We start from the raw sequence: 14,368 nt of genomic DNA on the forward strand, positions 1-14,368 counted from the left end.
TTCATTATTCGCCGAGGATCAGCAATTCCTTAGTAGAATGAGATAACGTCTCATTGCCAGTTTCAGTAATTACTGTATCATCTTCAATTCTTACTCCGCCTTTACCAGATAGGTAAATACCTGGTTCAACGGTTACTACCATACCTGGCTCTAATACTGTATCAGATTTGGTTGAAAGACTAGGTCCCTCATGTACTTCAAGACCAACCCCATGGCCTAGTGAGTGCCCAAAGTATTCTCCAAAGCCTTTAGAAGTAATTAAGTCACGTGATAGAGCATCTGCTTCTTTCCCGCTCATTCCAGGCTTAATTTGTTCCATCGCCTTTAATTGAGCTTCTAGGACAGTATGATAAACACCTTTAAGCTCTTCTCCAGGATCCCCAACAGCCACAGTACGTGTAATATCAGAACAGTACCCTTTATAATAAGCACCAAAATCAAGTGTTATCAGTTCGTTCTTTCCAATGATTTTATCACTTGCGACGCCGTGCGGAAGAGCTGAACGTATACCCGACGCAACTATAATATCAAATGAAGACGAGGTTGCGCCATTTTTTCTCATGAAAAACTCTAGTTCATTAGAAACGTCCAATTCAGTTAGACCCGTACGAATGTATGATGTAATATGTTGGAAAGCAGCGTCTGCTATTTCGGTTGCTTCTTTAAGAACCTTTAATTCACTCGAATCTTTAATCATACGATGTTTCTCAAGAATACCATTAATCGGTACAAGTGTACCGTCTACTTTATTCTCATATGCTTTAAAAACTTGATATGTAACCTGCGTTTCTTCAAAGCCAAGTTTTTTAACTCCTAGTTCATTCGCAAGCTTTGCTACTTCTCCAACAATCGGGCCTTTATGCTGCACAATATCAAACCCTTGTGCTTGCTCTCGTGCCTGATCCATATAGCGGAAATCTGTTACAAACTTCGCTTCTTTCTCAGTAATGAGAACAACACCTGAGCTACCTGTAAACTGGGAAATATATCTACGATTGCTTGCTGAAGTAATTAACATCGCATCTATATCATACTCTGTAAATGACTGACGTAGTTTCTCAATACGTTCCACTGTTTCGTCCCCCTTTAAAATGATGGCTATGTTAATGAACGTTGTTTATTATTGGCTCATATACGCTCTGTGACGACCAACCGTCTGAACAAATTTATTTGCTCGAAGCGATTGATCGTCACAGAGCGACCTTTCAATAGAGCTGAAAGGCAAGTGAAATGAAGATTTCACTCGAGTGAGCCAAAAATCGAGAATCAACAGTATAAGCTAACATAGCTAACTAAAATTATAGAAATGACCGCAATGCCAGTTCGTACCCATTCAAACCAAATCCTACCACTTGCCCTTCCGTTACTGGTGAAATAACAGATGTATGGCGAAAAGGTTCTCGCTTATGTACATTCGAGATGTGTACTTCCACAACCGGTACAGGAACACTTGCGATAGCATCTCGTATGGCGTAACTATAGTGAGTAAAAGCACCAGGATTTAAAATGATACCTGAAGCACTTTCTGCTTCGTGAATCCAGTCAATGATATCTCCCTCATGGTTTGATTGACGAAAAACAACAGCAGCGTCATTCTCACTAGCAAATTGTGTTAACCGTTGTTCAAGCGTCTCTAACGTGTCATTACCATAGATGCCGGGTTCACGCTTGCCAAGTCGATTTAAGTTAGGTCCATTTATTACGTAGAATGTTTTCATCCCGGTCTCCTTCATCACGATCTGACTTCTATATTAAATAGAAAAAAAAGAGAATGTTCCATGAACATTCTACCATAGCTTCATTTATTTGAATAGGAAGCGCCCTTCTGCTGGTTTTCATGATATTCAAAAGAAATCGAATACCCGATAAAGACGCCGTAAAGAAGATAAAGGCATATCGTAGTAATGACTGTGTTACGATCAAGTTTCGTGATCGTTGGCAGATCGATGAACATTGGATTGAGTAAATAAAATACAATTATCCATAATACAATCCCATAAGCAAGTCCTGCAAGCATGTTATTTATTTTCACGAGCGTTACTTTGTACAAAAAAGCCACAAGTATGGATACAAGCCCAAGGGCAAGAATTCCAATCCACTGCCCTAGCTGTTCATTTTTCCATTCGCCAAGTGCCCATGGTGACAAAATGAGAGAGGGTGGTATCTTAGTAAATTTAAATAAGTATGTGAGATAACCAATTACACCCCAAAAAAGCCCTCCAGCAATCCCGATTGTAATAACTTTTGATGTAAAAGATAAAGGTTGCTCCTGCTTATTTTGTTCAAGTTGCTCATTCTCTTTACCATCTTTCTGCTTCTCTTTATCCATAACACTCACCTCCCCCTTAAGCATTCCCTGTTGATGATGGAATTATTTATTAGAAGAATTGTCTATTGAAAAGATTAAAATTGCCGGTGTTGGGGAAAATGATTATTACAATCTATTACCTAGAGGTTTTTGCCTATTTCTTGTAGAATGGTATAAAGTACAATTTGTTAGAGTTTGATCGCTTCAAAACATTCTACTTCATACAATAGGTTGGTGAGAGATATTGTCAGATACAAATAAGCCTGCTTATGGCGGGCAAGCGGTTGTTGAAGGTGTTATGTTTCAAGGGAAACATACGTCTGTAACCGCCATTCGGCGCAAGGATGATTCAATTGATTATTTAGAAGTTCCGAAGCAGCCGAAGCCTATCCGAACAAAGCTTAAGAAAATCCCATTCATACGTGGTGTTGTTGCGATTATCGACGCCAGTGGCAATGGAACTAAACATTTGAATTTTTCAAGTGAACGCTATGATGTGGACCCTTCGGAAGATGAGGAAGTGTTAGGTAAGGAAGAGCCTTCCAAAATAACGCTTTTATTAGGTGCAGCAGCCATAGGCGTTATCTCGTTTGCATTCGTAAAAACGATTTTCACTATATTACCCGCCTTAGCCGCAGCCTCACTTGAGTTTATATTTCCAGGGCACGTTGTACAGAACTTGATTGAGGGTTTCATTAAGCTCATTCTATTGCTTGGGTATATTTATTTTATTTCGTTAACCCCAATTGTAAAAAGAGTCTTTCAATATCATGGCGCTGAACATAAAGTCATCAACGCTTATGAAGCAGGACTTCCTATTACAATAGAGAATGTTCAAAAGCAATCGCGTCTTCATTATCGATGCGGAAGTAGCTTCATCCTTTTCACAGTAGTCATTGGGGTATTTATTTATCTTCTTGTTCCTACTGATCCATTATGGGTAAGGTTACTCTATCGTGTTGCATTAATTCCGGTAGTTCTTGGAGTTTCATTCGAAGTTCTCCAATTAACGAATAAAGTTAGAGAAGTTCCTGTATTAAAAGTGCTTGGCTATCCTGGGTTATGGGTTCAGCTACTAACAACCAAAAACCCAGATGATAAACAAGTTGATGTTGCAATCCACTCATTTAATGAACTACTTTCTCGAGATAAACAACGAGAGGAAGACGATTCAAGCACAAAAGTTGTGTAAAGATGAACAGGAGGTGAATCATTTGTCGCGCCGTGTTGTTCAACCTCTAATTTATTTATTAATTGGCCTAGCAGCTATTGGTTTTGTTTGGAAAATGGTCACAGACCCTCAAGGACTTTTCATGCAACTTCTAATCACTGCTGCGATTGCTGCAATCATGATCTTCGTTGTCAGAAAGTTAATGGCTAGAAGAATGGGTCAACAATCAACTTCTTATCAAAAGGCCGTTAAACAATCAACCAAAATGAAAAAGAAAAAAGCTACACCAAGAAGAAATGCACCTCACCTTCGTGTCATTCCATCTAAACGTCTTTCTCCTAGAAAGCGCTCTTTACAGGAGGATCGAAAACAAAATCCTTTTACCGTAATCGAAGGACGTAAAGGAAAAAAGAAAAACAGAGCTCTCTTTTAACATGGTTCACTTGTTTTACCGATAAGATTGGGCGACTTAATAAAAAGTCATTGTCCTGAATGGAAAACTCCTTCTATTTGGAAGTAACTAAACTAACATAAATATGAAAAGGTGGCTGATGAAATCAGCCACCTTTTCATGTAATATTGTCAGGCAATTTTCTCCACGTATTGAGAAATTGAGAGGTTCGCTCTTCTCCTAACAAGATTAGTTTCTTTTGACTTTGTCTCTCTAGTTTAAAAGCTGTCGTCAGATCATGATCCACAGGTATAAACACAATGTTCTTGGCTTTTTGTTCTTCAATATATCGAGCATCATGAGCCTGCTTCATTGTTTCAAATAATGCCTGATACATATCAACAGCATTTGTAATTTTATTTTCAGGAACGTGGTTAAAGTTTGCACTCAATTGAAAGCCTAATACCGGTCTTTGTGGTTTTTTATTTTCAGGAGGTTGGAATATCCATAAAGGGAAGTTACTTAAAATTCCGCCATCTACCATATAGTGCTTTTTACCATCAATGGAGTAGAGCGGTTGAGGTTTAAAGAAAAATGGTAAACTCGCACTCATCCTAACAGCTTTCGCGACAGAGAACCGCTCTGGTACGAAGCCGTACTGTGCTAAGTCATCAGGTATAACGACAAGCCTACCTTTCGATATATCGGATACAATAATCTTCAGTGATCCCTCGGGTAAATCACCGAATGTTTCAATGCCTTTGTTTTTTAATAAATCCCCAACCCATAATTCTAGGTCCTTTCCAGAATAGAGTCCAAGATTCCAATACAACATCAACCACCGTATCAACGGGAATGTATAACCCGAGTTTTTTTCGAGTAGTGTCGTTAGATCCGTATCGAGCAAGATCTTTTCTAACTCATTTCCCTTATAACCTGAAATAATTAAAGATGCAATTATAGCTCCAGCACTCGTGCCCGCTGTACGTTTAAATTCGAGGCCTTTTTTCTCAACGGCTTGAAGTGCTCCCACTAGCGCTATCCCTTTAACTCCGCCACCTGAAAAGACGCCATCAATGTACACTCTCAAACCTCCTTCCCACCTTATTAAAGCCTAAGCTTTAACGGGGGAATTTAGTACAAAAAAAAGAAACAACCCGATTAAACTTCGGATTGTTCCTCGTGTGCTTCTTCATTTTTACGTTGCACTTCTCTAAGTTCATCCACTCGTACATTTGTCTCTTCAAAGTACTGGACAAGATCACCAATGCGATCGATAGCGTCCCAGCTTAGATGATGTTCAATACCCTCAACATCTTCATATATATTCTCTTCGTTAACCCCGATAACACCTAGAAATTGTTCAAGCAAAGCATGGCGATCAACGAGTCGCTTTCCTAGCTTTTTCCCTTTAGGAGTAAGCATAAAGCCGCGATATTTTTCGTATACGACATATTTACCTTTATCTAATTTTTGAATCATTTTGGTTACCGAGGAGGGATGTACCTCTAATGCTTCCGCGATATCTGATACGCGAGCATACCCTTTTCCGTCTATAAGTGCATAAATACGTTCAATATAATCTTCCATACTGGGAGTAGTGGCCATTGGATTCCCTCCATCTTTTATTCCATTTAAGCCAGTTAATAAAAGCATACACCATAGTATGGGCGGATACAAGGAAAGGTTCCATAAGCTTCTATTAACTGCATTAACTCAGTTCTAATACTCTTATGTAGAGCAGATATTATATCATATTTCATTTAATCGGTTTTGTAAATTAGTGGATAAAATACAAAGTCACTTGAACACCCCAACAGCACTTGCGAAAAATGTCCCTAATCTACGCACAAAAAGATGAAGGATAAACGTTTCCGTCTATCCTTCCCTTACATCAGTTAGCTATTAAAGTCCGCACTTCAGCTGTGCACCACAATTATCACAAGTATTGCAACCACCCATTTCCTTTACCTGACCCTTTCGACAAACAGGGCACGTATTACCTACTTCAGACCCGATTGTAACGTCTGTAGAGCGTAGATCTGTAATCGTGTCAACTAGTACTACTTGCTTCTTTTCTTGCATGCCATCTTCAAACTCAAGCTGTTCAAATGAATTTTCTTCTGCTTTAAGAGTTAGAACCTGAGAATCACGGCTACCATCTACATAAACGGTACCGCCTTTGGCTCCTCCATTATATAGACGCTCATAAACTGCTTCCACTTGTTTCACTGAATACCCTTTTGGAGCATTAACAGTTTTTGAAATCGAGCTATCAACCCAGCGTTGAATAACGCACTGAGTGTCAGCATGATCTTCTGGTGCGAGCTCCATTGCTGAAACGAACCATTCCGGAAGGTTTTCTGTATCAGCTTCTGGGTTTCTTTCAAAGTACTCTGCAAGAATATCTGCTTTTACTTCGATAAATTTACCAAGTCGTCCACTACGGTAATAAGAGAAAGAGAAGTAAGGCTCAAGACCGGTAGAAACCCCTACCATCGTGCCAGTGCTACCAGTAGGCGCAACTGTTAGAAGATGTGAATTACGTATACCATAGTCCATAATGCTGTCGCGTAGGTCATTTGGCATTTGTTGCATATAACCTGTGTTAACAAATGCTTCACGTAATCTATTTGTTTCCGCAACTGTTTCACCCTCAAGGAAAGGGAAGCTTCCCTTTTCTTTAGCAAGATCCACAGAAGCACGATAAGCTGTTGTAGCAATTGTTTCAAAAATCTGATCTGTTAAATTATTCCCTTCTTCTGATCCATATATTGTTTCACAGTATATAAGAAGGTCATGTAGCCCCATTACTCCTAGTCCTACTCGACGTTCGCCAAGAGCTTGCTTCTCATTCTCTTCTAAGAAGTAAGGTGTGGCATCAATAACGTTATCTTGCATGCGTACGCCAACTTCAACCGTTTCTCTCAGCTTATCGAAATCAACAGTCTTTGTCTCCTTATTAGCCATCTCAGCAAGGTTCACTGCTGCTAGGTTACATACAGAGTAAGGTGCTAATGGTTGCTCACCACATGGGTTAGTAGCGACAACTTTTTGACCGTAAGAAGTTGCGTTTGTTTTTTCATTTGCATTATCAATAAAGAAGATACCTGGCTCTGCAGAGTAAGTAGCACAAATATTAATTAAATCCCACAGCTCTTTTGCCTGAACCTTACGATAAGTTCTTACTGGAAAGCCTTGCTTCTCCCAGTCACGTACATCCCCTGATTCATGCCAGTTCTCATTATAAAGTGCCATTTGTTCTTTCGTATAGTTCTCTACATCCGGGAATCGAAGTTCATATTCAGAATCATTTTCAACCGCGTCCATAAAGTCTTTAGTTAAACAAATCGAGATGTTTGCACCAGTCAAGAAGTCAGGATTGTGGACAGAATACGTTCCACCCGTTGCAAGCTTATCCTGCGCATCCTGCATCACTTTTTCTTCAAAGCCACCTGTTCCGGGAATACTACGGTAGTTTAAGATACTTTGGTACATAGATCTTTCCGACTCTGAGAGCGGTGTGAATTTCAACTTATCTTCTGCAAGTTTCTTAATTTGTTCATCCTTTGTATTCTCCATAAGGAAACGAAGAATGCGTGGATTCTGCATTTTTGAAATGATAAATTCAATAATATCAGGATGCCAGTCAGCGAGCATAATCATTTGGGCCCCACGTCTTGAGCCACCTTGCTCCACTAGATGCGTCAGCTTTGCAATATCATCCAGCCATGAAACCGAACCTGATGATTTACCATTCACACCCCTAGCAAGCGTGTTTCTAGGACGAAGTGTAGATCCGTTCGTTCCTACTCCACCACCTCGACTCATAATCTCCATTACTTGTTTACGGTGTTCAGAAATACCTTCTCTTGAATCCTGTGGAAACGGCATAACGTAACAGTTAAAGTACGTCACTTCCGTATCAGCTCCAGCTCCGTAAAGCACACGTCCTGCAGGAACAAAGTTCATTGATGAAAGTTCTTTATAGAAACGATCTTCCCAATATGTCTTTTCCCCATCTGTTTTCTCTACATCAGCAAGACCACGTGCATTACGACGAGCAATTTGCTCATAATATACTTCCAAGGGCTTTTCTATGACATCCAACGAACGGACAATAATACCTGATTCTCTTTCTTCTTCTGTGTCTAAAACGCCAACGTAATCCTCATGAACAGCTACAGTTGCTTTCTTAGATTGAAGATCGAATTCTTCAATATACCCAAGACCTCTTGCTGGAAATTTTGGATCTTCTTTAATCGTTAAGACAACAAAATCACCTTTTTGTAATGTCTTTTTCTCTGTATCTTTAAATGCATAGCGGTCAAGCATCACAAGACGACTAACACCTTTGTGAGTTAGATGCATATCCTCTGTAATCGGATGAACCTGCGCAAACATTTCAATATCCTTATTCAACTGCTCAATGTTAATAGATCTTCTTTTTTCATTGGTTTGTATTGTCATATAAACCCCTCCGTTTCGACATTTATACACTTAAGAGCATCTCTAGATGTATGTAGCTATGATAAATCGTCTTGATTAATAGTAGCACATGTACACGAACCAGACAATCATTTTTAACCATATATAGTGTTCAGAATTCTTCAATCAATACTACATATAGTAAAAGAGCGAATACTTTAGCGATTTGTCAACTTTCAAATCCAGTGAAAATGAAAGGTTTTCCTCGATAAATAAAGGTTAGATTAGAAGAATAGAGAAAAAAGAGGAATTTTGTCTATTGCACATTTTTCCACACTCTGCCTTTTTAACATAGGAGACAAAAATTAATTAGTTAACAGACCATGATTAAGATTAGAACATTTGTTCTTGTTAAGTCAATAGGAAAAAGCACCCAACGAAGGTGCTTATTTGCTAAAATTCCATTCCTTGCTAGCGTATTTCTCCTCTGCTATTTGAACAACAAAGGACTCTTGTTCATCCGTTAGTTGATATGGAACCAATTCAATATCAAGCCCCTGTTGAAAACCATCATAAAAAGCTTTAACCGCTTCTGATATCGATACAGGAGTTTCACGGAGTGCATTAATAGCTACAGCCTTTTTTCTAAAACCTCGCTGCATCCGCTCACGTATCCGTTCATTTTTAAATTTGAAACAATCAAACAATTGGTCCTCATCAATGTCAAGAAGAATCGATCCATGCTGGAGAATGACACCTTTTTGACGGGTTTGAGCGCTCCCAGCGACTTTTCGCCCTTCTACAACAAGTTCATAATAGGATGGAGAGTCAAAACATACACCCGATCTTGGTGCACGTAGCTCTTCTTTCTCTGCATCCGTTTCAGGAACAGCGAAATAAGCATTCAATCCAAGTTTTCTGAAACCAATCAATAACCCTTCTGAAATAACCCGGTACGCTTCTGTTACGGTTGAGGGCATGTCTGGATAATCTTCAGAGACAATAACGCTATAAGTCACTTCCTGATCATGAAGGACAGCTCTTCCACCAGTAGGGCGTCTCACAAACCCTAGACCATTTTTTTCTACAGCATCCATATTAATATCACGTTCGATACGCTGGAAATAACCAATTGAAAGTGTTGGGGGATTCCACCCGTAAAATCGAATAACAGGGGGGATAGTCCCATCACTATGCCATTTCAATAATGCTTCATCAAGTGCCATGTTATAAGCTGGAGAACGTTCTCCCGAATCAATAAATGCCCATTGCTTCATTTTCGGAACTCCTTTATCACTGTCAGTTTTCTAACACCTTCCCTATTCTAGCAGAGGAGAAAATGGATGACCAATGAACACTCTCAATTATTTTAGCTATGTCTTGAACATTATTGGTTTTTCGATCTTTCGAGTATAGGCGAATCTCCTCTATCCCAACTAATTTAGAACAAATTTGATTTAATTACTGAATACTACCTATTCTTTTTATAGTTATTCCTTTTTTCTTTTGCGGAAAGCCGAAAAGACGTGTAAACTTAAAGTTGTCGATTTTACTTGAAAGGGTGTAACAAAGTTTATGGAATGGATTATCGCAATACTCGTCGCGATCATTGTGTATGTTGTCATTACTCGATACATGCAAAAGAGGAATTTGAAAACGTTAACGGAGGAAGAATTCCGTGCCGGCTATCGTAAAGCCCAACTGATTGATGTTCGTGAACCAAACGAATTTGATAATGGCCATATTCTAGGGGCAAGAAACATCCCTGTTAGTCAGCTAAAAATGCGAATTAAAGAAATCCGCAAAGATCAGCCAGTTTATATGTACGACTACAACGGAATTATTGTAGCTCGTGCTGCAAGCATTCTTAGAAAACATGGCATTAAAGATCTTTATCAATTAAAAGGCGGCTTCAAAAAATGGGGCGGCAAAGTAAAGAAAAAATAAAAAGCAGCTGCCTTTGCAGCTGCTTTTTTTGATTGCTATTCAGCAACTCAAAATGGCTTTGTTGATTTTGCATCATTGATTTATCCATGTTAAACGTATCTCTCATTTGAATGAGCCATAATCGAGTAGTGAACAATATAAATTAACAGGGCCTATCAATAAGCATTAGGCTTTTTGATAACGTAAAACAGGCTTTCTGGCAGCCGTGGTTTCATCAAGGCGACCAATAACTGTTGTATGTGGGGCTTCCTGAACAATTTCCGGATTTTCCTCTGCTTCTTTTGCAATTTGAAGCAGTACATCACAGAACTCATCAAGTGTTTCTTTTGATTCTGTCTCCGTAGGTTCAATCATCATACATTCCTCAACGTTAATTGGGAAATAGATCGTTGGCGGGTGGTAACCAAAGTCTAGCAGTCGCTTTGCCATATCAAGCGTTCTGACACCAAGTTTCTTTTGTTTTTTTCCTGAAATCACGAATTCATGCTTGCAGTGCTGTTCATAAGGTAACACAAAGGCATCTTGTAAGCGTCTCATCATATAGTTAGCATTTAATACCGCATTTTCCGATACTTGCTTTAAGCCTTCTGGCCCCATAGTACGAATATACGTATATGCTCGAACATTGATACCGAAGTTACCATAGTAAGGCTTTACACGACCAATGGACTGAGGACGGTCATACTCGAAACGATAGGCATTATTCTCCTTCACGAGTACCGGCTTAGGAAGATAAGGAATTAAATCAGATTTAACACCAACCGGTCCAGATCCAGGTCCACCACCACCATGAGGTCCAGTGAAAGTTTTGTGTAGATTTAAGTGCACAACATCAAAACCCATATCTCCAGGACGAGCAGCCCCCATAATAGCATTCATATTTGCACCATCGTAATATAGCTTTCCACCTGCGTTATGAATAATTGACGCCATCTCTGTAATCTGTTCTTCAAATAGTCCAAGTGTATTTGGATTTGTCAGCATCAGCGCAGCCGTATCTTCATCTACTACACGTTTTAAATCTTCAAGATCAACTAGACCTTTTTCATTTGATTTCACTGTCACTGCCTCAAAACCAGCAACTGTTGCAGAAGCAGGGTTTGTACCGTGAGCTGAATCTGGAACAATGACCTTTGTGCGATTGAAATCACCGTTCGCTTCATGATAAGCACGGATCATCATTAATCCTGTCCACTCTCCGTGAGCACCTGCTGCAGGTTGAAGCGTTACTTCATCCATACCTGTTACAGCCACGAGGTTTTCCTGAAGATTGTACATCATTTCTAGCGCACCTTGAACGCCCTCCTCTTCTTGAAGCGGATGTATGAAGGCAAAGCCAGGATACCTTGCTACATCTTCGTTAATTTTTGGATTGTACTTCATCGTACAAGACCCAAGTGGATAGAATCCAGAATCCACTCCATGGTTACGCTTAGACAAGGCTGTATAATGACGCATCAATTGTAATTCTGACACTTCTGGTAACTCTGGTTCTGTTTTACGATTAAACTCTTCTGGCAACCACTGATCTAAATCCATATCAGGAACATCAAGTTCAGGTAGACTATAAGAAATACGCCCCGGTTCACTTAGTTCAAATATTAATGCCTGATCTTTACTCATTGTGCTCCCCCCACTTCTTTTACGAATGCATTAATTTCTTCTTTCGTCCGATTCTCTGTAACAGCTATAAGCATGTGATCCTTCAGTTCTGGATAATCTCTTCCAAGATCATATCCACCAATAATCCCTTTTTCTAATAACATTCGATTAAGATCTTTAACCGAACCGTTTAATTTAATCACGAATTCATTGAAGTACACTCCATCAAAAACGGTTTCAACTCCCGCCTGTTTCAGCTGACTATTTGCATAATAAGCTTTCTTCATATTTTGCTCTGCCATATGTCGAACGCCTTCTTTACCAAGAGCACTCATAGCAACTGAAGAGGCAAGAGCATTCAACGCCTGATTGGAACAAATATTAGAAGTCGCTTTATCCCTTCGAATATGTTGCTCGCGTGCTTGTAAGGTTAGAACGAAACCGCGCTGTCCATTATCATCAGTTGTTTGCCCAATCAAACGACCTGGTACTTTTCGCATCAGTTTTTTTGTCACTGCGAAATAACCACAATGCGGTCCACCAAATTGTGCCGGAATTCCAAACGGTTGACAATCTCCAACAACGATATCTGCCCCCATCTCTCCTGGAGGAGTTAAACGACCAAGGGCAAGCGGGTTACTTGAAACAACAAACATCGCTTTTTGCTCATGAACAAGCTTTTCAATTTCTTGTAAGGGCTCTAACTGACCAAAAAAGTTCGGGTACTGAACCATAACACATGCAGTATCTTCGTCGATTTCATTTTTCAATTTATTAAGATCTGTACACCCATTCATCGTATCTACTTCAACCACTGAAAGACGCTGTCCACGCGCATATGTGTCAATGACAGCACGGGCTTCAGGATGTACGCTCTTTGAAACAATGATCTTTTTCTTTTTTGTTTGTCCAGCACTGAGCAGTCCAGCTTCGGCAAGAGCAGTTGGACCATCATACATCGAGGAATTCGCAACATCCATTCCAGTAAGTTCACTTATCATTGTCTGAAATTCAAAAATGGCCTGCAATTCCCCCTGTGAAATTTCAGGTTGATATGGAGTATAAGCTGTATAAAACTCTGATCGACGAATTACATGATCTACAACAGAAGGAATAGCGTGATCATAAACACCAGCACCAAGAAAAGATACATTCTCCTGTGTATTCGCATTCTTAGAAGCCAGTTTTGACATATATCGAATCAGTTCAGGTTCAAATAACTGTTTCTCTACTTTAAGATCTCCCTTAAAACGAATAGCCTCCGGAATATCTTCAAAAAGAGCTTGGACTGAGTCCACTCCAATTGTTTCAAGCATTTCCTTTCGATCTTGATCAGTTGTCGGCAAGTAGCGATGTTTCATATGTTTTTCTCCTCCTCTATTTCCCTTTATTTCTGTCGTTTATAAAATGGTGATGGAACAACTTTAGCTCCCACACGTTTGTTACGAATTTCAACATCTAGCTCAGTACCCATTTCTGTAAACTCTTTCTTTATTAATACAAGACCAACATTTTTCTTCAAAGTTGGAGATTGTGTCCCAGTAGTAACTTCGCCAATCAATTGTTCCCCTTTGTAAACAGGATAGTGGGTCCGCGGAATCCCGCGCCCAGTCATTTCAATCCCAACTAACTTTCGCTCAAGACCATTTTCACGCTGACTTAGTAGAACAGATTTTCCGATGAAATCAGCTTCTTTACTAGTTTTAACAGCAAAACCTATTCCCGCTTCTAGCGGAGAAATATCTTTCGTTAACTCCTGCCCATAAAGAGCTAGCTTTGCCTCAAAGCGAAGCGTATCGCGAGCCCCAAGGCCACAAGGTAGAATATTTTCTGGCTCCCCCGCAGCAAGAATCGCCTTCCACAGTGAAGGGGCATCCTCCCAAGAAGTATACAGTTCAAAACCATCTTCACCCGTATAGCCGGTTCTAGACACTAACGTATTAATGCCCTCAATCACGACTTCATTCTGAAATTTAAAGAAACCGATAGTTGAAAGATTCACCTCCGTTAGACGTTGGAGAATCATCTCTGCTTGTGGACCCTGAATAGCAAGTTGGGCCATCTGACTTGATATGTTCTGAATAGAAACTCCTTCGATAAGGTGTTTTTCAAGCCAGTCAAAATCTTTCTCAGTGTTAGCAGCATTAACTACCAATAAATAATGGTGTTCTGAGTGCTTATACACAAGAAGGTCATCCACAGTTCCGCCATCTTCATAGCACATTGCTGTATATTGAGCACCGTTGACCTTTAGTTTGCTTATATCATTTGTCATCATCTTTTGAAGGTAATGAAGCGACTGTTCACCACTAACATCAATTTCTCCCATATGAGAAACATCGAATAAACCTGCTCTCGTTCTAACGGCCTCATGCTCTTCTTTAATACTTGAAAACTGAACCGGAAGAGCCCATCCTCCAAAATCAATTGTTTTAGCGCCCATAGCTTTATAGGTTTCAAATAATGGTGTTTTTAATAGTTCACTCATCTTATTCCCTCCTAAAATCATTCATCTTAAAAA

The 14,368-nt window shown here is 39.7% G+C and carries 13 protein-coding genes; 3 read left to right on the forward strand and 10 right to left on the reverse strand.

All coding sequences use genetic code 11. The features are described 5' to 3' along the window. Nucleotides 1-4 precede the first annotated feature (4 nt). The 3 genes from AC0VYO_RS14190 to AC0VYO_RS14200 all read right to left on the reverse strand — a co-directional run bounded on the left by AC0VYO_RS14190 (nt 5) and on the right by AC0VYO_RS14200 (nt 2,329). Complete coding sequence (locus tag AC0VYO_RS14190; RefSeq protein ID WP_194222121.1) at nt 5-1,072, reverse strand: M24 family metallopeptidase; 1,068 nt, start codon at nt 1,070-1,072, stop codon at nt 5-7. A gap of 226 nt (nt 1,073-1,298) precedes the next feature. After that, a complete protein-coding gene (gene aroQ, locus AC0VYO_RS14195; protein ID WP_194222122.1) occupies nt 1,299-1,718 on the reverse strand; it encodes a type II 3-dehydroquinate dehydratase in 420 nt (139 codons plus the stop codon). A gap of 80 nt (nt 1,719-1,798) precedes the next feature. After that, complete coding sequence (locus AC0VYO_RS14200) at nt 1,799-2,329, reverse strand: YqhR family membrane protein (RefSeq protein WP_194222123.1); 531 nt, start codon at nt 2,327-2,329, stop codon at nt 1,799-1,801. A 223-nt stretch (nt 2,330-2,552) separates the two neighbouring features. Between AC0VYO_RS14200 and AC0VYO_RS14205 the strand changes: the two genes are divergently transcribed. Both AC0VYO_RS14205 and AC0VYO_RS14210 read left to right on the forward strand, forming a co-directional pair. Further along, complete coding sequence (locus AC0VYO_RS14205; RefSeq protein WP_194222124.1) at nt 2,553-3,500, forward strand: DUF1385 domain-containing protein; 948 nt, start codon at nt 2,553-2,555, stop codon at nt 3,498-3,500. A gap of 22 nt (nt 3,501-3,522) precedes the next feature. Next, a complete protein-coding gene (locus tag AC0VYO_RS14210) occupies nt 3,523-3,912 on the forward strand; it encodes an SA1362 family protein (RefSeq protein ID WP_430244717.1) in 390 nt (129 codons plus the stop codon). Between the two features lie 136 nt (nt 3,913-4,048). On the opposite strand, the gene AC0VYO_RS14215 is transcribed toward AC0VYO_RS14210, so the two are convergent. The 4 genes from AC0VYO_RS14215 to AC0VYO_RS14230 all read right to left on the reverse strand — a co-directional run bounded on the left by AC0VYO_RS14215 (nt 4,049) and on the right by AC0VYO_RS14230 (nt 9,575). Beyond that, nucleotides 4,049-4,954, reverse strand: coding sequence for a patatin-like phospholipase family protein (locus AC0VYO_RS14215; protein WP_475365467.1), 906 nt, complete (start codon nt 4,952-4,954; stop codon nt 4,049-4,051). 77 nt (nt 4,955-5,031) lie between these two features. Next, nucleotides 5,032-5,478 (reverse strand): transcriptional regulator MntR, encoded by a 447-nt coding sequence (gene mntR, locus AC0VYO_RS14220; protein WP_194222127.1) that lies wholly within the window; start codon nt 5,476-5,478, stop codon nt 5,032-5,034. A gap of 297 nt (nt 5,479-5,775) precedes the next feature. Next, complete coding sequence (locus AC0VYO_RS14225) at nt 5,776-8,340, reverse strand: vitamin B12-dependent ribonucleotide reductase (RefSeq protein WP_475365468.1); 2,565 nt, start codon at nt 8,338-8,340, stop codon at nt 5,776-5,778. A 404-nt stretch (nt 8,341-8,744) separates the two neighbouring features. Continuing rightward, a complete protein-coding gene (locus AC0VYO_RS14230; protein WP_475367737.1) occupies nt 8,745-9,575 on the reverse strand; it encodes a lipoate--protein ligase family protein in 831 nt (276 codons plus the stop codon). Nucleotides 9,576-9,873: 298 nt separating this feature from the next. Here AC0VYO_RS14230 and AC0VYO_RS14235 point away from each other — a divergent pair, with 298 nt between their 5' ends. Then, the gene (locus AC0VYO_RS14235) at nt 9,874-10,245 is read left to right on the forward strand and encodes a rhodanese-like domain-containing protein (protein ID WP_194222130.1); all 372 of its coding nucleotides are present in this window, start codon (nt 9,874-9,876) and stop codon (nt 10,243-10,245) included. Between the two features lie 165 nt (nt 10,246-10,410). Here the strand turns inward: AC0VYO_RS14235 and gcvPB are convergent, their stop codons facing one another. Genes gcvPB through gcvT form a run of 3 tightly spaced genes read right to left on the reverse strand, consistent with a single transcriptional unit; the run spans nt 10,411 to nt 14,335 of the window. Continuing rightward, the gene (gcvPB, locus tag AC0VYO_RS14240; protein WP_194222131.1) at nt 10,411-11,868 is read right to left on the reverse strand and encodes an aminomethyl-transferring glycine dehydrogenase subunit GcvPB; all 1,458 of its coding nucleotides are present in this window, start codon (nt 11,866-11,868) and stop codon (nt 10,411-10,413) included. Next, nucleotides 11,865-13,208, reverse strand: a complete 1,344-nt coding sequence (gene gcvPA, locus AC0VYO_RS14245; RefSeq protein WP_475367738.1) for an aminomethyl-transferring glycine dehydrogenase subunit GcvPA — start codon at nt 13,206-13,208, stop codon at nt 11,865-11,867. Before gcvPA ends, gcvPB begins: the two co-directional genes overlap by 4 nt. A gap of 26 nt (nt 13,209-13,234) precedes the next feature. After that, entirely contained in the window at nt 13,235-14,335 is a 1,101-nt protein-coding gene (gene gcvT / locus AC0VYO_RS14250; RefSeq protein WP_194222133.1) for a glycine cleavage system aminomethyltransferase GcvT, read from the reverse strand. Between the last annotated feature and the right edge of the window lie 33 nt (nt 14,336-14,368).

Source organism: Anaerobacillus sp. 63XJN7_4_ISO-PGPR-S23-413 (assembly GCF_056173725.1).